This window comes from Roseateles sp. P1_C1_2 (assembly GCF_056406535.1).
Map to the genome: position 1 here is coordinate 164,482 of NZ_JBFUAB010000002.1, position 21,233 is coordinate 185,714.

Here is a 21,233-nt window from a genome sequence, read left to right on the forward strand (position 1 = left end):
GCGCTTTATCTGTCATGGGTGATGCGCCTTTGACGCTTACGCCGATTCCCGCTTTCGACGACAACTACCTCTGGCTGCTGGACAACGGCCGCGAGGCCCTCGTCGTCGATCCCGGTGACGCAGCGCCGGTGGCGGCTGTGCTCGACGCCCGGGGCCTGACGCTCGCCGGCATTCTATTGACCCACCACCACGGCGATCACGTCGGCGGCGTCGAGGGCCTGCGCCCGCGCCTGAAGGGCCCCATCTACGGCCCTGCTCACGAGAAGATGCCCGAACCGGTGCAGCGCCTGCAGGGCGGCGACGCGGTCGAACTGCTGGGCCTGAACTTCGCCGTCATGGACGTGCCCGGCCACACGGCGGGTCACATCGCCTACTTTGCCGCCGAGATAAAGCCCCTCGTCCAGTCGCACACCGCTGAACGCGGTGCGTCTGACCGGTCCCCCGAGGGGACGCCGACGCTTGCGGCATTGAGCCGCGAGCGTCATCAAGCGGGCCGGCTCGGGAGCGGCCCAGCGCTCGGCCCGGAATACCCAGGTTCATGCGTCGTGGACGACGCTCCGCTGCTGTTCTGCGGCGACACCCTGTTCAGCGCCGGCTGTGGCCGCCTGTTCGAAGGCACGCCGGCGCAGATGCATGCCTCGCTGCAGTCCCTGGCCGCGCTGCCGCCCGAGACGCGCGTCTGCTGCGCCCATGAATACACGCTGTCCAACCTGCGTTTTGCGCGCGAGGTGGACCCCGGCAACGCGGCCCTGGCGGCCTATGCCGCCTGGTGCGAGACCGAACGCGCCGCGAACCGGCCCACGCTGCCGGGTCGCATCGGCAACGAAGTCCGCATCAACCCTTTCCTGCGCTGTACAGAACCCGCGCTGCGCGAAGCCGCCCGCCGCCACGCGCCCCTCAAACTCCCGGCCGCGCCCAGCCCGGTCGATGTGTTCGCCACGCTGCGCGAATGGAAGAACGGATTCCGATGACCCTGATCCACCGACTCTCCCCTCTGGTATTGGCCGCCCTGCTGGCCGCTTGTGCCACCACCGCCCCGCCCGCGGACGTCCCCGCGCCGGACACCCCGCTCTCCCCTCCCGCCGCCCTTGCCGTCGCCAGCGCCACGGCCGAACCCACAGTGGCTCCCGTGCCGGTGCGCACGATGGCGGCCGAGCTGCTCGAAGACAACCTGCGCCCTGGCGAGAAGATCGACCTCGACGGCCCGGAAGTGAACGCCGACCTCTGGGCCCGCGTGCGCAAGGGCTTCCAGCTGCAGGACCTCGACGACGACTGGGTGCGCAAGGCCGAGGCCTGGTACAGCGCCCGACCCGACTACGTCGAGCGCATGACGACGCGCGGCAGCCGCTACCTCTTCCACATCCTCGACGAGGTCGAGAAGCGCGGCATGCCGGCCGAACTGGCCCTGCTGCCCTTCGTGGAGAGCGCCTTCGTCACCCACGCCGTGTCGACGGCCAAGGCCACCGGCATGTGGCAGTTCATGCCCGCCACCGGCCGCGACTTCGACCTGAAGCAGAACATCTTCCGCGACGACCGCCGCGACGTGCTCGCCTCCACGCGCGCCGCCCTCGACTACCTCGGCCGCCTGCACAAGCAGTTCGGCGACTGGCATCTGGCGCTGGCCGCCTACAACTGGGGCCAGGGCAATGTGCAGAAGGCCATCGCGCGCAACCAGAAGCTCGGGCTGCCGACCGACTACGCCAGCCTGAAGATGCCGGACGAGACGCGCTACTACGTGCCCAAGCTGCAGGCCGTGAAGAACATCGTCTTCGCGCCCGACCGCTATGCGCTGGTGCTGCCGGTGGTGGCCAACCACCCCTATTTCCTGAGCGTGAAGATCGAGCGCGACATCGACGTGGCCCTGGCCGCCCAACTCGCCGGCATCACGCTGGAAACCTTCCAGCAGTTCAACCCGCAGATGAACAAGCCGGTCATCCTGGCCGCCGCCACGCCGCAGGTGCTGCTGCCCTATGACCAGGCCAGCGCCTTTGCCGAGAACCTGGCGCGACACAGCGGCCCGCTGGCGAGCTGGACGGCCTGGGTCGTGCCCAAGACCATGAGCCCCGGCGAGGCCGCCAAGCGCGCCGGCACCAGCGAAGCCCTGCTGCGCGACATCAACAAGATCCCGCCCAAGATGCTGGTCAAGGCCGGCTCCACGCTGCTGGTGCCACGCGGCGAGCATGTGCACGCCGACGTGTCGGAGCGCCTGGCCGACACCGCCAGCCTCAACCTCGCGCCCGATGCGCCACCGCTGCGCCGCGTCAGCCTCAAGGCCGGCAAGGCCGACACCGTCGCCGCCATCGCGACCCGCTACAAGGTCAAGGCCGAGCAGGTCGCGCAGTGGAACAAGATGAGCGCCAACGGCCGCTTCAAGCCGGGCCAGGCCATCGTCGTCTACACGGCGAACACGGCGCCGCCCAAGGCCACGGTGGCCAAGGCCGCACCCGCCAAGACCGTGAAGGTGGCTGCCGCCAACAAGGCGCAGCCCAAGGCCAAGGGCGGCAGCAAGGGCCGCACGGTCGTGGCCGCGGCCACGCCCTGATTCAACCGACGAAGAAGAGGGCCACGCAGGCCGCCAGGCCCGCCGCCCACACCAGTGATCGCAGCGAGGCCAGGTCGGCCAGGTAGAGGCCGATGAAGCCCAGTCGCGCGGCGATGAAACCCAGCGCCAGCGCATCCACCGTCGCCTGGACGGCCTGGTGCTGATGGGCGACGAACAAGCCGGCGGCGAAGATGGGCAGGGCCTCCCAGCTGTTGGCCTGGGCCGCGTTCGCGCGCGCCTGCCATCCGCTCAAGCCGGCCAGCCACTCGCGCGGCTGGTGGTTGTCGAAACCGCCATCGCGGCGGCGTTTGCCGAAGCCCTTGGACTTGGCCAGCCAAGTGCAGCCCAGCGGCAGCGCGCAGGCGACGAGCAGGCAGATCTGGGCAATCGTCATCGGGTCTCCTCGTTCAGCGCCTATCGCTAAGCGCGTGGGCGATGGTGCCCAGGTCCACATATTCGAGTTCACTGCCCACGGGCACGCCACGCGCCAGCCGTGTCGACTTGATGCCGCGTGCGCGCAAGGCCTCAGCCAGCACGTGCGCCGTGGCCTCGCCCTCGGCCGTGAAGCTGGTGGCGAGGATGACTTCCTCGACGCCCGCTTCGGCCGCGCGCGCCAGCAGTTCGGCCGCGCCTATCTGGCGCGTGCCGACACCGTCCAGCGGCGACAGCCGCCCGAGCAGCACGAAGTAATAGCCGCGGTAGGACGCGGTGCGCTCCAGCGCTGCCTGGTCGGCCGGCGTCTCGACGACGCACAGCAGCCGCGCGTCGCGCTCGGTGTCCGTGCAGACGCTGCAGATCGGCGTCTCGCTGAAGGTGTGGCAGCGCTCGCAATGCTTGATGCGCTCAGCCGCCGCCGTCAGCGCCTCGGCCAGGCGCGGCATCGCCAGCCTGTCATGCTGCAGCAGGTGGTAGGCCATGCGCTGGGCCGATTTCTGGCCCACGCCGGGCAGGCGCTTGAGCGCCTCGATCAGCGTCTCAAGCGCGTTCAAAACGGGAATTTCATCCCCGGGGGCATGGGCATGCCTTGCGTCAGCCTGCCCATCTTCTCGGAGCTGGTCGCCTCGGCGCGGCGGGCCGCGTCGTTGAAGGCGGCGGCGACGAGGTCTTCCAGCATGTCCTTGTCATCGGCCAGCAGGCTGGGGTCGATGGTGACGCGGCGGACTTCGTGCTTGCAGGTCATCAGCACCTTGACGAGGCCGGCGCCGCTCTGGCCCTCGACCTCGATGTTGGCGAGTTCGTCCTGCGCCTTCTTCAGGTTGTCCTGCATCGCCTGGGCTTGCTTCATCAAGCCGGCGAGTTGGCCTTTCATCATGATCGTGTCCTTGTCTACGGAGTGGGCGTCAGCGGCTGCACCGAACCGGGCAGGATGCGTGCCGACGGGAATTGGGAAAGCAGCGTCCGCGTCATCGGATGCTGGGCGGCGAGGTCTTCGGCCGCACGCTGCTGGGCTTCGGCCCGGGCGACCGTGCGCAGGGCGATGGAGTCTTCGGCCACGCCGACCTCAATGTCGAGCTTTGCGTCGAGGGCCGCTTCGAGTTTGCTGACCAGGGCCGGCGCGCGCAGCGATTCGCGCTCGACGCGCAGCGTCCAGACCTCGCGGCCGTCGGCGCTGGCGCAGCCCAGGGCCTGGGCCTGGCGGGCCAGTTCGCCCGTCATGCCCACCAGGTTGAGGGCCGCGATGCGCTCGGCCCACTGTGCACCTTCGGGCGTCTCGCGCAGCTCGGCGCGGCGTGGCGCTTCGGGCTCGCGCGCCGCAGCAGCCACCGGCGCGGGCGCGTCGTCCGCGTCCATCCAGGGCGGCGGTGCGTCGTCGGGCGGCGGGCCGTCCGGGTCCATGGCCGCCTCGGTCTCGGCCTGGGCTTCGACCGGCTTGGGGCGCAGGCGGTCACTGGGCTTGGGTGCGGCCGGTTCGGCCACGGCGGCTGCGGCGACAACCGGCGCCGGTGCGACAACCCGGGGTGCAGCGACAGGTGCAGCGACCGGTGCGGCCACCACGACAGCCGGCGCCGCCACCTTGGGCAGGGGCACCGCGACGACCGCCTTGGCCACCGCCTGGGGCCTCACCAGGGCCGCGGCCTTGACGGGCCTGGGGCTGGTGCCCGCCGGCCGGAAGGCCAGCATGCGCAGCAGCACCATCAAGAGGCCCGCGTATTCGTCGGGCGCCAGATGCAGCTCGGCGCGGCCATGCAGGGCCATGCTGTACATCAGCTGGATCTCGTCGGCCGGAAGCAGAGCGGCCAGGCGGCGGATCTCGGCAGTCTCGTTGTCGGCATCGTCCAGCGCCGTCGGCGCGGCCTGGGCCAGCGCCATCTGCTGCAGCAGCGTGGCCAGGTCCTCCAGCGTGCCGGCGGCCGACAAACCCGCGCCGCGCAGCGCATCCGCCTGGGCCACGACGGCTTCGCCGCTCGCCGCCGCCAGCGCGTCGACGATGGCGACCACATGGCCACGGTCCACGCTGCCCAGCATCTGGCGCACACCGGCTTCGCTCAGCGAGCCCGCGCCGAAGGCGATGGCCTGGTCGGTCAGCGACAGCCCGTCGCGCATCGAGCCGCGCGCCGCGCGCGACAGCAGGCGCAGCGCGCCCGGCTCGGCCGGCACGTTCTCGGCGCCCAGCACATTGCCCAGATGCATCTGCACGTCCGCCGCCGCCATGGGGCGCAGATTGAATTGCAGGCAGCGCGACAGCACGGTGACCGGCACCTTCTGCGGGTCGGTCGTCGCCAGCACGAACTTCAGGTAGTCGGGCGGCTCCTCCAGCGTCTTCAGCATCGCGTTGAAGGCGGTGTTGGACAGCATGTGCACTTCGTCGATCATGTAGACCTTGAAGCGCCCGACGACCGGCTTGTAGACGGCCTGGTCCAGCAGCTGCGAGATCTCCTCGACGCCACGGTTGGACGCCGCGTCCAGCTCCACGTAGTCGACGAAACGGCCCGAATCGATGTCCCGGCAGGCGTGGCAGACGCCACAGGGCTGGGCCGTGATGCCGCCCGTGCCGTCCGGCCCGGTGCAGTTGAGGCTCTTGGCCAGGATGCGCGACACCGTCGTCTTGCCGACGCCGCGGGTGCCGGTGAACAGATAGGCGTGGTGCAGGCGCCCCTGCGTCAAGGCATTGGCGAGGGCCTGCACGACATGCTCCTGCCCCACGAGCTGCTCGAAACTCTGCGGACGGTATTTGCGGGCCAGGACCTGATAACTCATGGCGGTCATTCTATGAGTGGCCCTCCGTCGATAATTGCGGGATGACCTCCCCCGCAGCACCCCTCACCTACGACCAGGCCGGCGTCAACTACGACCTGATCGACCCGCTGAAGATCACAGCCCAGCGCGCCGCCGCCGCCACGGCCTCCCACCTGGCCGGCCATGGCTTCACCGAGGTCAAGGCCTCGCGTGGCGAGTCGGCCTATGTCGTCGACGTGGGGCCGTTCTACCTGGCCTCCATCGTCGAATGCCTGGGCACCAAGACCCTGGTGGCCGACGAGATGGCCAAGCTGACGGGCAAGAGCTTCTTCGCCGGCATCGCCCAGGACACCATCGCGATGGCCGTCAACGACCTGATCACCGTCGGCGCCACGCCGCTGGTCGTGCAGGCCTACTGGGCCGCCGGCGGCAGCGACTGGTTCGGCGACGCCCAGCGCGCCCAGGCCCTGGTGGCCGGCTGGAAGGCCGCCTGCGACACCTGCCAGGTCGCCTGGGGCGGCGGCGAGACGCCGGCCCTGGCCGGCATCGTCGAGGACGGCCGCATCGACCTGGCCGCCTCCTGCACCGGCCTCATCAACCCCAAGGAGCGTCTGTCGGTCGGCGACAAACTGGGCGCCGGTGACGCCATCGTGCTGCTGGCCTCCAGCGGCATCCATGCCAACGGCCTGAGCCTGGCGCGCAAGCTGGCCGAGCGCCTGCCCCAGGGTTATCTGACCGAGATCGAGCCGGGCGTCAGCTACGGCGAAGCGCTGCTCGCACCCACCGCGCTGTATTCGCCCGTGACCGAGGCCCTGTGGAAGGCCGGCATCGCGCCCCACTACTGCGCCAACATCACCGGCCACGGTTGGCGCAAGCTGCTGCGCCACCCGTCGCAGCTGACCTATCGCATCCACACCGTGCCGCCCAAGACGGCGGTGCTGGACTTCATCCAGAAGCAGGCCGGCCAGGACGACCGCGAGGCCTATTCGACGCTGAACATGGGCGCGGGCTTCGCCATCTTCGTCAAGCCCGAAGACGCCGAGCGCACCGCGCAGGTGGCGCGCGACTGCGGCATCGCGGCGTGGGTAGCCGGCACCGTCGAGGCGGGCGAGAAGCAGCTGCTGATCGAGCCGCTGGACATCCGCTTCAGCGAAGACGACCTCGCGCTGCGCTGAGATGGGGAACTCGTCCGCATTCCCGCGGGCCGCGCGCTGGGCCGCTCCCGAGCCGGCCCGCTCAGGCGATGTGCTAGCGGCTCAATGCCGCAAGCATCGCCGTCCCCTCGGGGGACCGACCGGGGTCGCCCGCATTCAGCGCGGCGAGACCGGGCGAGGGGCTACATGAGTTGGTATTACACGCAGATGATCCAGTGGCATGTGCTGCTGGCTTGGTGCAGCGTGGGGCTGTTTTTCATACGCGGCCTGCTGGTGCAGTTCGGCACGCCCCAACTGCAAGCGTTGGCCAAGGACGCTCGCCTGCTGGTGCTGGTGTTCGGCGTCAACGCCTGCCTTGTCGTCACGGGCCTGAGCCTGTGGGGCTCCATCGGCTACAGCCCCATCCGCGACTGGTGGCTGGGTGCCAAGCTGGTCGCGCTGGTGGGCTACATGATCTGCGGCCACTGGGCCATGAGCCAGGCGCGGCTGCACCTGCTGGGCTATCTCACCGCACTCGCCTTGCTGGCCCTGGCGATGGATTTGTCCATCAATCGGCAGTTCCTTCCAGGCTGACCCTCATGGGGCAAGTAGAATGGTCAGCGACGGGCCTCCCCGCATGGAAGCGCGCCCAACCGGGTCAGGTGGGGAACCAAGCAGCCCTAAGCGTTGCAACCAGTGCCGGGGGTAAGGCTCGTCACCCCTCCCCTCCTCTTTTGAAGACCGACGCCAACCATGGCGGCGGCTGACGCGCGCCCGCTCGCCGCGCGGCCCTTCCAGGTCGGCGACTGGACGGTCGATGCCAACGGCAACCGCCTGCTGCGCGACGGCGAGGTTCGCCCCCTGCGCTTCAAGGCCATGGCCCTGCTGCTGCTGCTGGCCGAAAGGGCCGGCCAGACGGTGCCGCGCGAGGACATCGTCGCGCTGATCTGGGACGGCAACGAATACGTCGCGCCCCAGGCCATCAACAACGCGATCTGGTCCATCCGCCAGGCCCTGGGCGACGACAGCGAATCACCGCGCTACCTCGAAACCATCCCGAAGAAGGGCTACCGGCTGATCGCGCCGGTGCGGGTGATGGCGCCCGAAACCGCCCAGGCGGCCGCCGCCACGCCAGCGCCGGCCCGGCGCTGGCCGGTGCTGGTGGCCGCGCTGCTGGCCATCGTGCTGGCAGGCGCCGGGTTCTGGCTGCAACGCGGCACCGAGCCAGCTGCGAGCGAGCCCGTCCGCTGGAGCATCGCGCCCCTTACCCAGTACGCCGGCCACGAGTTCATCGGCGCGCTGTCGCCGGACGGCCGCCAGCTCGCTTTCGGCTGGTGGCAGGGCCAGGGCCAGGCCGAGCTCTATCTGCGCGGCGCCGCCGACCCGCAGGCCAAGCCCCAGGCCATCGGCGGTGGCGTGGGCGACATCGTCGGCCTGTCCTGGGCTCCGGACGGCCAGTCCATCGTCTATGCCGCCCGACCGACGCCCGAGAAATGCCAGCTCTGGATCTACGAGCTGCGCCAGGCCAGCCGCCGTGCGCTGGCCGCCTGCCACCCGCTCTTCACGCCCATCGTGGCCTGGTCGCCGCGCGGCGACCGCATCGCCTTCACGGGCGACCAGGGCGATCCGGCCGGCGGGGCTGGCCTGTTCCTGATCGCGCCCGAAGGCGGCGCGGCGCAGCGGCTCACGCACAGCCCACCCCAGGCCCTGCCCGACCACCAGCCGGCCTGGTCGCCGGACGGCCGGCGCCTGGCCTTCGCGCGTGGCGACGCGGTGGGCGGCACGCGCGACCTGTTCGAGCTGGACGTGGCCAGCGGCGCCGTCACGCGGCTCAGCCGCGAGAAGCTGCACTATCTGCATGGCATCACCTACGCGGCCGATGGCCAGGACCTGATCTACGCGACGACCCAGCACGACGCCCGCATGCTGATGCGCTGGGACCGCCGCCACGCCCGTGCCGTGCCGCTGGGGCTGGAAGGCAGCGCACCGGCCATGGGCCGCGACGGCCAGCTCGTCTACGCGCTGATGCGCAGCCACGTCAGCATCGGCGAGGTGAAGCTGGACGGCAGCGATGCCGCACCGCGCCGGCTCGTCGGCTCCGTCGCCTCCGATCGCCAGCCCGACTTCAACGCCGCCCAGCGCCTGCTGGCCTTCAGCTCGCGGCGCTCCGGCCTGCCGCAGATCTGGACGGTGCGCCTCGACGGCGGCCAGGCCCAGGGCCTCACGCGGCTGCCGGGCCGGGCCACCGCGCCGGCCTGGTCGGCCGACGGGCGCCGGCTCGCCTTCCTGGGCCACTGCGGCGAACAGCAGCGCTCGGGCCTGTGCCTGCTGGACGGCGAAGGCGGCCCTGAGGGTGGCAAACCGCGCGCGCTGGCCGCCGACGGCTTCCTCTACGGCCCGCCGGCCTGGGACGGCACGCACATCTGGGTTACCAGCAACCGTGGCAGCCAGACCGGCAGCACCTGGCAGCTGTGGCGCTTCGCGCAGGACGGCAGCGGCGGCCAGGCCATCGCCGGCCTGCCCGCGCCGGCCGAAGCCAGCCGGGTCGCGAGCGACGGCCGGCGCGTCTATTTCCAGCCGTCCGGTTCCTCCCAGTTGCTGGCGCTGACACCGGTCGGCGGCGCCATCGAACGGCTAGCCGTGGTGGCCGACGGCGCCAGCCTCGTCGACTGGACCCTGCACCCCGACGGCGTGCTGGCCCTGACCCGCTCGGACGCCGAACGCTTCGAACTCACGCCCTGGCGCGGCGGCCCGCGCCGCGTGCTGGCCCGGCATGCCCTCGGCAGCTTCCCGGAAATGGCGGCATTCAGCCTCGGCGAAGGCGGACTGAGCGTCTTCGTGGAGCTCGCCGACCTCGCCTACGCGGACCTGATGCTGGCCCACTGATCATTTGCAAGCCATTGATTTGCAAGTGAAATTTATTTTGGATGGCGGCTGGATGCCGATTGGAGCGCGAATGCTTGCCGGGTGCTGAGGCGAGATTTCCTAATGGCCTGACCTGGCCCCGACCGCGGGCCGTCATGCCAACCAGGAGACCCCTCGTGACCCTCAGAAGAGCGCCTATCCCCATGCTGCCTTTGCTGACCCTGCTGACCAGCCTGTCCGCCTGCGGTGGTGGCGGCAGCGCGGCACCGTCTCCGGCCCCTGCACCTGCCCCCGCACCCGCACCTGCCCCCGCACCGGCACCGGCACCGGCTCCTGCCCCCGCGCCTGCTCCCGCACCGGCCGGTTGGACGCCATTGGCCGACCTGCCCGCCGGTGCCGCCAAGTTTGGCGTGGCCGAGGTGAACGGCAAGCTGTTCGTGACCGGCGGCTACGACACCAGCCGCACGGTCTACGCCTATGACATCGGCGCCAACACCTGGACGGCCGGCCCCAATCTGCCGCGCGGCACGGACAACGTCGCCGCGCTGGCGTCGGGCGGCAAGGTCTATGCGCTGGGCGGCGAGGCCAGCACGTCGCTGCAGGTCTACGACCCCGTCAGCAACAGCTGGGCACTGGGCCCCGCCCTGCCCAGCGGCCGCTTCGCCAGCGCGGCGGCGGCGCTGAACGGCAAGCTCTATCTGCTGGGCGGCTGGAACCTCAGCAACGCGGCGAGCGCCTCGCTGGCCAGCCTGTCGGCCTTCGACACCGCGGGCAACGCCTGGATGGCCGACACGCTGACGCCCATGCCCACGGCACGCAACGCGGCGGCGGCTGGCGTCATCAGTGCGCAGATCCACGTCGTGGGCGGCCGCTCACCCGGCATCCGCAGCAACGACCATTTGAGCCTGGCCACGCATGAGATCTACAACCCGCTGACCAACACCTGGCAGACGGCGGCGGCCATGCCCACGGCACGCGGCGGCATTGCCGCGGCGGTATTGAACGGCAAGCTCTATGTGTTCGGCGGCGAAGCGACCACGGCCAGCGGCAGCACGGTCAGCAACGCGGTGGAGCGCTACGACCCGGCCACCAACAGCTGGCAGGTGCTGGACGCCATGCCCTACCGCGCCCACGGCCTGGGCGCCGTGGCGGTGGGCAATGCAATCTATGTGATGGGGGGCTTCACGGCCGGCTCGGATGCGGTGGGCACTGAGTCGCGGGCGCTCTATCGCTTCCAGCCCCCGAACTGAGAAAGTGGAATCGGCCGGACACCCGCATGGATGCGGGCCTCCGGCCGATCTGGTCAGGGGCTGCAAAGCCCTCTCGTGACGCTCAGCTACCTGGGGCCTTGGCGACCTCGGTCGAACGCACCGTCAGCGTCGTCAGCTGTCCGCCACCCTGCACACTGCCCGTCACCAGGCCTTCGCGCACGCGGCGCTCGCACATCTCGCGGTCTTCCAGCGGCTGGGCCTGGCAACGCTTGAGGGCATTGGTGGCCCACTGATCGGACCGGTCGTCCGGCGAGATCAGCTTGCCCTGGCGGGCCTGCGCATAGGCCGCGCCGGCTTCGCGCAGGCAGACGTCGCGGGGTTGGTTGGTCTGGCCCGTCACGCAGGCGGCGCGCTCACGCTCGTACTGCATGCGCAGCGAATCGACGTTCTTGGCCTTCGGCGCGGCCTGGACAGCGCCGCCCAGCACGAGCAGGGCGGCGGCAAGCCAGGTGGCGGAATGACATCGACGGGTGGTCATCGCAATCTCCTTCATGGGGTGCGGCCTCAGCCGCGGGCCCGAACCGGCTGGTTGTCGTTCGAGATATAGACCTCGACACGACGGTTCATCGCGCGGTCGGACGTGCTGGCGTTGCTGGCCACCGGGTAGGCCTCACCGTAGCCGCGGGTCGCGACACGGGTAGCGTCCACACCCTGGGCGCGCAGCGCATCGGCCACGGCCTGCGAGCGGCGCTGCGACAGCGTCAGATTGGTGGCGTCGCTTCCGGTACTGTCGGTGAAGCCCTCGATCAGGACGCGACGGTCAGGATGCTGGTTCAGGTAGTGGGCCAGCTTGGCGATCGCTGTCTGCGCGTTGGGCTTGATCTCGGCACGACCGGTCTCGAACAGCACGTCGCCCAGCGTGACCAGCATGCCGCGGTCGGTCTGCTTGGCCTGCAGATCGGCCAGCTCCTGTGCCAGCGCGGCGGCCTGGGCCTGGGCGTTGGCAGCCTGAGCCTGAGCGTTGGCTGCATCGGCATTGGCGGCGGCGGCCTGCTGGCGCGCGGCGTTGGCATCGGCGTTGGCATTGGCCGCCGCGATCTGTGCATTCGCGGCCTGGTTCTGGGCGACGTTGGCGCGGCGCGCGTTGGCGTCGGCACGGGCGCGCTCGCGGTCGGCCTCGGCGGCCTTGATGGCCTCTTCCTCGGTCGCGGCGCGGCCGATGGCCATCGCCGTGCGGGCCTGGGTCGACGCGACATAGGCGGCCGAGTCGATGTCAGCAGGCGACTCGCGCTTGGCGCTCAGCTCTTCAGCCCGGCGCAGCGAATCGGCGGCCTTCTTGGCGTCCAGCGAGGCGTACTTCAGCACGGCCGGATCGGACTCGGCGCTGCGCACATTGGCGCGCGCCTGCTGCAGGCCGGGCGTGACGGTGGGGGCGCTGGCGCAGCCGGCGAACAGAGCGGCGGCTGCGGCCAGGACAGTCAGTTGGGCGAAGTTCTTCATGGCAATCCTTTCGATGAATCAGGAACGGTTCAGCTGCACCTGCAGCTGCTGGATGCTTTGGCGCACCTCGGCCAGCGCGCGGCTGGAACGGGCGGAGCGCGCCGTCGCCTGGGCGAGGGCCGCGTCGGCCGCGGCTTCGTCCGCGAGTTGGCGTGCCTGCACATAGTCCTTGCGGGCCATGGCGGCATTGGCGCGGGCCAGCTTGTCGCGGGCCGTGGACAGTTCGGCGGGCGCCTCGGCCGCATTGCCAGAGGCCTGCTCCACCGAGGAATTGGCCACGGCCATCTGTTCCTTCGGGGCGTCGGCTGTCGACGCACATCCGGCCAGGGCCGTGGCAGCAAGGGCCGCCAGCAAAACAGCCCGGCCATTCATCGAATGGTGATTCATACGAACTCCTGTGGTTTCAAATACCCGGCGTTCGCGCATCACGCCCCGCCGGGCTCGGGTTCTTTGAGGATGCAAATTCAGTATTCGCCATCACGGCCCGGCCCCCAGTCGGAGGGTCGGCGCGACGCCGGTCAGCCTGGGGCCTCCAGCGATGTGGGAAATGCCCTACAGCGGCGTTAGGCCGCGGCCGGCTCAGCCGGTGGCCTGGCGGAAGGCCATCACGGCCTGGTTGCGCAGCGTGCGGAGCAAGGACAGCTCCTTCTCGCCCAGCTGCACGGCGCCGGCCAAGGCGTGGTCGGCGTAGATCAATCCCAGCGGGGCGCCCTTGAGGATGAGGGGCAGCAGCAGAAAACTCTGCGCCTGCAGCTCACCGCGGAACCAGCTCGGCAGCCGCGGCGCGATGTTGGCGGCACGGGCGTCCTGGATCAGCGTGTCGGCGCCCTTCAGGCAGACGGCGGCGAACAGGTCCAGCGGCTGGGCCGTCAGGTCGACGCGCAGCAGCGGCGCGAGGCGCTCCACATCGGCGCCAACGCCCAGGCGCCCCGTCAGCGCCTGGCCCCGCGCGTCGCGCAGGCAGAACACGACACGGCGAAAACCCAGGGCGCGGTAGATGGTCTCCAGGATCATGCGCAGCACGGCATTGAGCTGGAAGTGCTCGACCATCGCGTCGGTGATGTCCTGCACGCCGGCGGCCAGCAACTGCGTGGCCTGGTCGGAAGGCGACACGACGGCCTTTTCCGCGGTCCTCTCCATCACCAGGGTCGGCGCGAGTTCGTGCGCCGTCAGCGAGTCGTGAACGGAAGGCGTCAACGGCGCCAGCAGGCGCTGGGCGCGTGAGTCCTTGGGCAGGTGCAGCTCCAGTGCCTCGGTCATCTGCGCCAGATGCTGGCGCGCCGTGTCGGCGGCGCGCTCGAAGGTTTCGGCGCTCAAGCCCAAGGCCCGCGAATGGCGCTGGGCCATCGCACGCAGCTTGGCGTGGGCCTGCTCGGGCGGCGTGTTCAGGATGAGGTCGGCCATGTCGTTGCTGGCGCGCGCCAGCCAGCGCTGGCGCTCGATGCCGTCTTCCAGCAGGCGCTGCGGCGCCTCGCCCACCGGGCGGCGCATCGCGCGCTGCAGGCTGTCGGGCAAGCCCCATTGCCTGGCCACACCCAGGCCCAGGGCCTCGTAGCTCATGCCCAGCACCTGGGCCGAAGCGGCGGCCTCGCTGAGGGCGGGCTGGCCGTCCTCGGCAGAGCTGACGAGGCGGCGCACGGCATCGGCCTCCTCGGGGAAATAGAACTCGGTCAGCGAGCGGCCGAGGTGGTGGAACATCGCGCCGAGAAAGGCCTCCTCGGCCTCGCGCGGGTTGGGGCAGAGCTCGCGCGCCAGCGACGCCGCCATCAGCGAGCGCAGATAGTCCTCGCGCAGGCGCTTGGCGTGGCCCTTGTTCTCCATGCGCTCCAGCAGCACCAGGCTCAGCGCCAGGTTGCGGATGCCGGCAAAGCCGATCAGCGCGACCGCGCGCGACACCGTGCTGATGCCGCCACCGCCGGCGTGCCGGTACTGGGCCGTGTTGACCAGGCGCAGCAGCTTCTGCGTCAGGGCCACGTCCTTCAGGATCTCGTTGGACAGGCTGGCCAGGCTCTCGTTCTCGGACTGCGTCAGGCGCTGGATGCGGCCGATGGCGTCGGACAGCGCCGGGAAGTCGCTCTTGTGGCGCATGCGGCGCAGCAGGAAGTCCAGCACCGGCGCGTCCTGGGCCTCGGCATCGGGCTCGGCGACGGGACGCAGCCAAGCGGCCAGCGCGTCACGCAGCAGGGCCGCGCTGGGCCAGCGCGCCGACGGCTCACGCGCCAGGCCGCGCTGCACGATGGCGCGCAGCGCGTCGTCCACGCTGCTGTCCAGGCCCGAGGGCAGCAGGAGGTCGGTGGTCTGCACGCGCTGCACGGCGCGCCAGGGGTCGGGGTCATGATTCAGGCGCTGGCCGCTGAGCATCTCGGCCAGCATGACGGCGGCCGCGAACACGTCCATCTGCGGGTGCGGTGGCGCACCGCGCGCGGCCTCGGGCGAGATATAGCCCGGCGTGCCGACGATGCGCGACGGCTGGTTGGCATCCGGCGACACCCGCGCGGCGATGCCGAAGTCCATCACGCGCGGCCGACCGCGTGCGTCGAGCAGGATGTTGCTGGGCTTGAGGTCGCGGTGCACCAGGCCGGCGGCATGGGCGGCCGTGAGCCCATCCAGGATGCCCAACATGATCGTGACGGCCTCGGTCGTCGTTGGCAGCGGCGCGGCGCGCAGGCGCTGGCTCAGCGTGCCACCGGACACGTACTCGAAGACGAGGTAGGAGCGCCCGCCCTGGCTGTCGGCCTCGAAGACCGGCACGATGCTGGGGTGGGTCAGCCGGCTGACGGCGCGCGCTTCGTTCAGCCATTCGTCGACGCTGCCCGGTTCTGCCGCGGCCTTCAGCAGCTTGACGGCGACCTCGCGATCCAGCAGCGGGTCGTGGGCCAGCCAGACGGTGGCCTGCGCACCCTCGCCCAGCCGCTGCATCAGGCGGAAGCGGCCGAGTTGGGGTGGCAGGTCGTCGGCCATCGCGCGCCTTGCTAGGAACCGCCCCGGGCGGACAGGCGGTCGCGCAGCGACGACGCGGCCGGTTGGGCGCCCTCTTCGGGCCTGGCGGCCGCGGTCGGTGGCTTGTGGGTGCCGGGGTTCAGGGCCTCCATCACCTCGCGCAGGCCGATGCCCAGCGGCTTGGCATAGCGCCGCGTCGCGGCTTCCAGGCCCGGGCGGCGACGGGCTTCGGGCAGGCCGAGGGCATCGACCAGTTCGTTGGCAAAGCTGCAGGTCAGGCGCAGCGTGTCGGCGTCGCTGCGCGGCGGATGCACGGCGCCTTCCAGCGGCTGGCGGCGGATCATGTGCAGCAGCTCGTCGCCCAGGCCCCAGTGGCGGGCCACGGCGGCGCCGAGGGCGTCCAGGTCGCAGCCCAGCACCGCATAGGCCGCCGCCTGCTCGCTCATCGCCGGCGGCGTGGGTTGGTCCTCCGTCGGCTCCGGCGGCACCATCAGCTGGCGGATCTGCTGGGCGTCGTCGGGGAAGTGGTATTGCAGCAGCAGCCGGCCGAGGTTCTGCATGACCGTGATCAGGTGCACGACCTCGCCGTCGTAGCCCGCCGGGCGCAGCGCCTGCGCCACCTGGGCCGCCTTGGCCGTGCGGGCCATCAGCTGGCGCAGCATCTCGGCGGCCACCGGCGCCAACGGTCCCGGCCAGGCCTTGAGCGAATTGGCCGCGTACTGCAGGCCGTCCAGGCCCAGCATCTGGATGGCGCGCTGCATGTTCAGCACGGTCTCGCCCTGGTGGCCGCTCTGCTTGAGCGCGTTGTTGACGCGACGCACCAGCTCCAGGCTCAGGGCCATGTCCTTCAGCACGAACTCGGACAGCGCGCTGGCGTGCTGGGACTCCAGGCCCGAGCCTCCCGTGAAACGGTGCAGGCCACTGGTCGTCGTCGGCAGGTGGCCGACGCGCTGCAGCTTGTCCATCAACAGTGCCACGGGGCCGCCACTGTCGTGCGCAGCCGAGGTGCGCCAGCCGTCCAGCGCGCGCCAGAAGCTGCGGGCGAGGTGGTAGCGCTGGCGCAACTGGCGGTCGGTGGCACGGTTGCAGATGGCGCGCAGCGGGTCGGGGATGGGATGGGGCGTCTCCCAGCCCAGGCGCACCATCTCGCGGCCGACGGGCTGCATCTGCTGCACGACATGCTGCAGATCGTTCTCCTCCAGCACCGGCTTGCCGCTGAGGATGCGGTTGAGCAGCAGGCCGACGCAGAGCACGTCCTCCTCGGCCGACTCGCGCACGGCGCGACGGGTCACGGCATTGAAGTCCGCCGTTGCAGGGAAGACCTCCTGCGCGACTTCGAGGCCGACGAGCCGCACCTTGTCGCTGGCGTCGATGACGAGGCTGGCCATCTGGATGTCGCGGTGGGCGTGGCCGGCCTCGTGGGCAAAGGCCAGGCCTTCCAGCAATTGGGCCACCCAGCCGGCGCCGTCGATCGGCAGCGGCGCGGCCTGGCGGGCCAGGCGCTCGTCCAGCGTCTCGCCCAGCGCGCGGTCGTAGGCCACATAGGGCCAGTTCTCGACCTGGCCGATCTCGAAGGGCGGCGCGAGGTTGGGGTGTTGCACGCGCTCGGCCCCCTGGGCCATGCGCAGCCAGTGCTCCAGGGCCGCCGCGCTGTTGGGCTTGTCCCGCGGCATGCACAGCATCAGTTCCTGGCCATGGCGGCTGTCGAAGACGCGCCAGATCAGGCTGCGTGCGCTCTTGGACAACAGCGCGCGCAACTCGAAGCGGCCAAAAGCTTTCAGCGGTGGGGCGGCAGGGCTGGTTTCAGGCACGGTGGACGTGGGCAGGCTGTAACAGATGGTGTCCCTGCATTGGACTCCAGGCTAGAAGTGTCCAGCTTGCAGGCAAGCGTCGAAATGCGACGGATTTCCTCGGCAGTCCGGGTCTTGCGTGCAGCAGCTCACGCTTCGAACCAGGACCTCGTCGCTTTTACACCGTCGCCAAGCCGCGAGCGTAGGCATTCGCCGCGATCTCTCAGCTTGTCAGCTGACTCCACACTTTGTCCAACCGCTTCACGCTGACCGGCTGCGGCGTGCGCAATTCCTGCGCAAACAGGCTGACGCGCAACTCCTCCAGCTGCCAGCGGAAGTCGTCCAGCCGCGCATCCCGCACGCCCTTGAGCTCGGCGACGCGGCGTGTGTAGCGTTGCTCCAGCGGCTTGACCTCGCTCATCAGCTTGGTGTCGCGCAGCGGGTCGGTCCGCAACTTGTCCAGGCGCGTCGTGATGGCCTTGAGGTAGCGGGGCAGGTGTTGCAGCTGGCTCCAGGGCGTGTCCAGCGCAAAGCGCTTGGGCACCAGGCGCTGCAGCTGGGCCGTGACGTCGTCGCCGACCTCCTTGGCCGGACGCGAGTCCTTGAGCTTGCGAGTCGCGTTGGCCAGCTCCTGCAGCACGGCATGCACGGCGCGGGCGACTTCCTGGGCAATGAGGTTGAGCCGGCTGCGGCCCTCCTCGATGCGCTTCTTGAAGCTGATCGGATCAGTTGGCAGCGGGTCGGCCAGGAAGGCGCGGTCCAGGGCCACGCCGATGATCTGGTCACGCAGGTCCTCGGCCGTACCCAGACCCATATAGAGCACCGACATGCGCTGCAGGTCGGGGATGTTCTTCTCGAGGAACTTCAGCGGCTCCTTGAGCTGCAGCGCGATCAGGCGGCGCAGGCCGGCACGGTGCCTGGCGGCCGCCACCTCGGGCTCGTCAAAGACCTCGATCTCGACCGCGTTGCCCTTGTCGATCAAGGCCGGGAAGCCGATCAGCGTCTGGCCGCCCTTGCGCACCTCCAGCAGCTCGGGGAGCTCGCCAAAGGTCCAGTCTGTATAGCTCTGGCTGGCATCACGCGCCGGCGCCACGGGCTTGACGATCTCGGCGCGGACGCCGCGCTCGGGTTGAGGCTGCGGAGCCGGCTCCGCCGCCGGCAGCTTCAAGGCCGCCAGTGCCTGGAAGGCCGACCGCGCCTGCCCACCCAGCTCGGCCTTCAGCGCGGCGAGCTGGCGGCCTTGCCCCAGTTGGCGGCCATGCTCGTCCACCACGCGGAAGTTCATGAACAGATGGGGCGCCAGCAGCTCCAGCTTGAAGTCGTTGCGCTGCACGGCAATCTGGCTGCGGTCCCTCACGGCCCTGAGCAGCGTGTCCACCAGACCACCCTGGCAGAAGGGCTGCAGCTCGATGAACTCGGCCACGAAGTCCGGCAGCGGCGTGAGGCGGGCGCGCGGCTTCTGGTGCAGGCTCTTCAGCAGCGCCGTCACCTTCTGCGCCAGCATGCCGGGCACCAGCCATTCGGCGCGCTCCTCGCTGACCTGGTTCAACGCAAAGATGGGCACGGTCACCGTCAGGCCGTCGCGGGCGTCGCCCGGCTGGTGCAGATAGGTCGCCGCACAGTCCACACCGCCCAGGCGGATGACCTTGGGGAAGGCCTCGCTGGTGACGCCAGAGGCCTCGTGGCGCATCAGCTCGTCCTGGCTGAGCTGCAGGAGCTTGTCGTTGGACTTGCTGGCCTCGCGCCACCACTTCAGCAGCGTGGCGCCCGAGAACACATGGGCCGGCAGCTTGTCGTCGTAGAAGGCGTAGATCAGCTCGTCGTCCACCAGCACGTCCTGGCGGCGCGACTTGTGCTCCAGCGCCTCGACCTTGGCGATCTGGCGGCGGTTGTGGCCGAGGAAGGGCAGCTGCCGCACGAGCTCGTCCGGCAGGTCGTCGTTGACCAGGCCCTCGCGAATGAAGATCTCGCGCGCCGCCTTGGGGTCGACGCGGCCGAAGTTCACACGCTTGTTGCTGTACAGCACGATGCCGTACAGCGTCGCGCGCTCGAGCGCCACGACCTCGGCGGCCTTCTTCTCCCAGTGCGGCTCCAGCAGCTGGGTCTTGATCAGGTGGCCGGCGATGGGCGGCAGCCACTGCGGCTCGATGTTGGCGATGCCGCGGCCGTAGAGGCGCGAGGTGTCGACCAGCTCGGCGGCCACGATCCAGCGGCCAGGCTTCTTGCTCAGGTGGGCGCCGGGGTGGCGGTAGAACTTGATGCCGCGCGCGCCGAGATACCAGTCCTCGTCGTCGCTCTTCTGGCCGATATTGCCCAGCAGCCCGGCCAGCATGGACAGGTGGAGCTGCTCGTAGGTGGCGGGGCTCTGGTTCAAACGCCAGCCGTGCTCGGTGACGACGGTGAGCAGTTGCGAATGCACGTCGCGCCATTCGCGCACGCGGCGGATGCTGACGAAGTTCTCGCGCAGCAACTGCTCGTAGCGACGGTTGGACAGCTTGTGCTCGGTACCACCGCCCTTGCTCTCTTCCAGCCATTTCCACAGCTTCAGATAGCCGCTGAACTCGCTCTTCTCATCGTCGAACTTCTTGTGCTTCTCGTCGGCGGCCTGGGCCGCTTCCATGGGCCGGTCGCGCACGTCCTGGCCGCTCAGCGCCGAGGCGATGACCAGCACCTCCGTCAGCGCCTCGCGCGTCTTGGCTTCCAGGATCATGCGACCCACGCGCGGGTCCAGCGGCAGGCGCGACAGTTCCTTGCCCAGTGGCGTCAGCTCGTTGTCGTCATCGGTCGCGCCGAGTTCCGCCAGCAGCTGGTAGCCGTCGGCGATCGCCTTCGGGCGAGGCGGCTCCAGGAAGGGGAAGCGCTCGACCTCGCCCAGGTGCAGGGCCTTCATGCGCAGGATGACGCCGGCCAGGGACGAGCGCAGGATTTCCGGGTCGGTGAACTTGGGCCGCTCGTTGAATTCCTTCTCGCTGTAGAGACGGATGCAGATGCCGTTGGACACGCGGCCGCAGCGGCCTGCGCGCTGGTTGCTGGCCGCCTGGCTGATCGGCTCGATCAGCAGCTGCTCGACCTTGTTGCGGTAGCTGTAGCGCTTGACCCGCGCCAGGCCCGGGTCGATGACGTAGCGGATGCCCGGCACCGTCAGCGAGGTCTCGGCCACATTGGTGGCCAGCACGATGCGGCGCTGGCCGTGCGGCTCGAACACCTTGTCCTGCTCGGCCGGCGACAGCCGCGCGAACAGCGGCAGCACGTCCACGCCGGGCGGGTGGTGCTTGCGCAGCGCCTCGGCCGCCTCGCGGATCTCGCGCTCGCCGGGCAGGAAGACCAGCACGTCGCCACCGCCCTCGCGCCACAACTCGTCCACCGCGTCGGTGATGGCGTTGTTGAGGTCGTACTCGCGGCTTTCCTCGAAGGGCCGGTAGCGCTGCTCCACCGGGTAGAGACGCCCCGACACCATCAGCACTGGCGCCGGGCCTTTGCTGGACTCGAAATGCTTGGCGAAGCGGTCGGCGTCGATGGTGGCCGACGTGACGACGATCTTCAGGTCGGGCCGGCGCGGCAGCAGCTCGCGCAGATAGCCGAGCAGGAAGTCGATGTTGAGGCTGCGCTCATGGGCCTCGTCGATGATGATGGTGTCGTAGGCCTTGAGCAGCGGATCGCTCTGCGTCTCGGCCAGCAGGATGCCGTCGGTCATCAGCTTGACCGAGGCGGTCTTGGCCAGCCGGTCCTGGAAGCGGACCTTGTAGCCGACGACCTCGCCCAGCGGCGTCTTCAGTTCCTCGGCAATGCGCTTGGCGACGCTGCTGGCGGCAATGCGCCGCGGCTGGGTGTGGCCGATCAGGCCGCCACCGTTGAGGCGCCCACGGCCCATCGCCAGCGCGATCTTGGGCAGCTGGGTGGTCTTGCCGGAGCCGGTCTCGCCACAGACGATGACGACCTGGTGCTCGGCCATCGCAGCGGCGATCTCATCGCGCCGCGCCGAGACGGGCAGCGATTCGGGAAAGGAAATGGAAAGAGCCGGTTGAGGCAACCGGCTCTCGGACGTTTCAGAATTCATTGCGGCGGGATTGTCCCG

General features: G+C 70.1%; 16 protein-coding genes and 1 other RNA gene. 7 read left to right on the top strand and 10 right to left on the bottom strand.

What is annotated here, in order from left to right; translation table 11 throughout:
- The first annotated feature begins 14 nt into the window (after positions 1–14).
- Positions 15–971 (top strand): hydroxyacylglutathione hydrolase, encoded by a 957-nt coding sequence (locus AC1D2H_RS02595; protein WP_478009775.1) that lies wholly within the window; start codon positions 15–17, stop codon positions 969–971.
- Positions 968–2,542 carry a transglycosylase SLT domain-containing protein gene (locus AC1D2H_RS02600; RefSeq protein WP_478009776.1) on the top strand — a complete coding sequence of 525 codons (1,575 nt, stop codon included), beginning with the start codon at positions 968–970 and terminating at the stop codon, positions 2,540–2,542. Before AC1D2H_RS02595 ends, AC1D2H_RS02600 begins: the two co-directional genes overlap by 4 nt.
- A 1-nt stretch (position 2,543) precedes the next feature.
- Here AC1D2H_RS02600 and AC1D2H_RS02605 read toward each other — a convergent pair whose 3' ends face one another.
- From AC1D2H_RS02605 to dnaX, 4 genes are read right to left on the bottom strand one after another with little or no spacing between them, the layout of a single operon-like run.
- Positions 2,544–2,936, bottom strand: coding sequence for an MAPEG family protein (locus tag AC1D2H_RS02605; RefSeq protein WP_478009777.1), 393 nt, complete (start codon positions 2,934–2,936; stop codon positions 2,544–2,546).
- Between the two features lie 13 nt (positions 2,937–2,949).
- Positions 2,950–3,540 carry a recombination mediator RecR gene (gene recR / locus AC1D2H_RS02610; protein ID WP_477928774.1) on the bottom strand — a complete coding sequence of 197 codons (591 nt, stop codon included), beginning with the start codon at positions 3,538–3,540 and terminating at the stop codon, positions 2,950–2,952.
- Positions 3,528–3,854, bottom strand: coding sequence for a YbaB/EbfC family nucleoid-associated protein (locus AC1D2H_RS02615; protein WP_477928577.1), 327 nt, complete (start codon positions 3,852–3,854; stop codon positions 3,528–3,530). The genes recR and AC1D2H_RS02615 overlap by 13 nt, the downstream gene beginning before the upstream one ends.
- Before the next feature lie 14 nt (positions 3,855–3,868).
- Positions 3,869–5,740 (bottom strand): DNA polymerase III subunit gamma/tau, encoded by a 1,872-nt coding sequence (gene dnaX / locus AC1D2H_RS02620; RefSeq protein WP_478009778.1) that lies wholly within the window; start codon positions 5,738–5,740, stop codon positions 3,869–3,871.
- 41 nt (positions 5,741–5,781) lie between these two features.
- Here dnaX and AC1D2H_RS02625 point away from each other — a divergent pair, with 41 nt between their 5' ends.
- From AC1D2H_RS02625 to AC1D2H_RS02645, 5 genes are all read left to right on the top strand, one after another.
- The gene (locus AC1D2H_RS02625; protein WP_478009779.1) at positions 5,782–6,894 is read left to right on the top strand and encodes an AIR synthase-related protein; all 1,113 of its coding nucleotides are present in this window, start codon (positions 5,782–5,784) and stop codon (positions 6,892–6,894) included.
- Between the two features lie 165 nt (positions 6,895–7,059).
- Positions 7,060–7,446, top strand: coding sequence for a SirB2 family protein (locus AC1D2H_RS02630; protein WP_477928572.1), 387 nt, complete (start codon positions 7,060–7,062; stop codon positions 7,444–7,446).
- 28 nt (positions 7,447–7,474) lie between these two features.
- Positions 7,475–7,572: signal recognition particle sRNA small type (ffs, locus tag AC1D2H_RS02635), an RNA gene on the top strand.
- Positions 7,573–7,605: 33 nt separating this feature from the next.
- Entirely contained in the window at positions 7,606–9,738 is a 2,133-nt protein-coding gene (locus AC1D2H_RS02640; protein WP_478009780.1) for a winged helix-turn-helix domain-containing protein, read from the top strand.
- A 155-nt stretch (positions 9,739–9,893) separates the two neighbouring features.
- Entirely contained in the window at positions 9,894–10,967 is a 1,074-nt protein-coding gene (locus AC1D2H_RS02645) for a Kelch repeat-containing protein (RefSeq protein ID WP_478009781.1), read from the top strand.
- A gap of 82 nt (positions 10,968–11,049) precedes the next feature.
- Here AC1D2H_RS02645 and AC1D2H_RS02650 read toward each other — a convergent pair whose 3' ends face one another.
- The 6 genes from AC1D2H_RS02650 to hrpA form a co-directional block, all read right to left on the bottom strand.
- Positions 11,050–11,466 carry a hypothetical protein gene (locus tag AC1D2H_RS02650; RefSeq protein WP_478009782.1) on the bottom strand — a complete coding sequence of 139 codons (417 nt, stop codon included), beginning with the start codon at positions 11,464–11,466 and terminating at the stop codon, positions 11,050–11,052.
- A 26-nt stretch (positions 11,467–11,492) separates the two neighbouring features.
- Positions 11,493–12,428, bottom strand: a complete 936-nt coding sequence (locus AC1D2H_RS02655) for an OmpA family protein (protein WP_477928564.1) — start codon at positions 12,426–12,428, stop codon at positions 11,493–11,495.
- 18 nt (positions 12,429–12,446) lie between these two features.
- Positions 12,447–12,815: a DUF4398 domain-containing protein gene (locus AC1D2H_RS02660; RefSeq protein WP_477928562.1), complete on the bottom strand. Its 369-nt coding sequence runs from the start codon at positions 12,813–12,815 to the stop codon at positions 12,447–12,449.
- A gap of 192 nt (positions 12,816–13,007) precedes the next feature.
- Positions 13,008–15,389 (bottom strand): protein kinase domain-containing protein, encoded by a 2,382-nt coding sequence (locus AC1D2H_RS02665; protein ID WP_478009783.1) that lies wholly within the window; start codon positions 15,387–15,389, stop codon positions 13,008–13,010.
- An 11-nt stretch (positions 15,390–15,400) separates the two neighbouring features.
- Positions 15,401–17,179 carry an HDOD domain-containing protein gene (locus AC1D2H_RS02670; protein ID WP_478009784.1) on the bottom strand — a complete coding sequence of 593 codons (1,779 nt, stop codon included), beginning with the start codon at positions 17,177–17,179 and terminating at the stop codon, positions 15,401–15,403.
- 202 nt (positions 17,180–17,381) lie between these two features.
- Positions 17,382–21,215: an ATP-dependent RNA helicase HrpA gene (gene hrpA / locus AC1D2H_RS02675; protein WP_478009785.1), complete on the bottom strand. Its 3,834-nt coding sequence runs from the start codon at positions 21,213–21,215 to the stop codon at positions 17,382–17,384.
- Positions 21,216–21,233 lie beyond the last annotated feature (18 nt).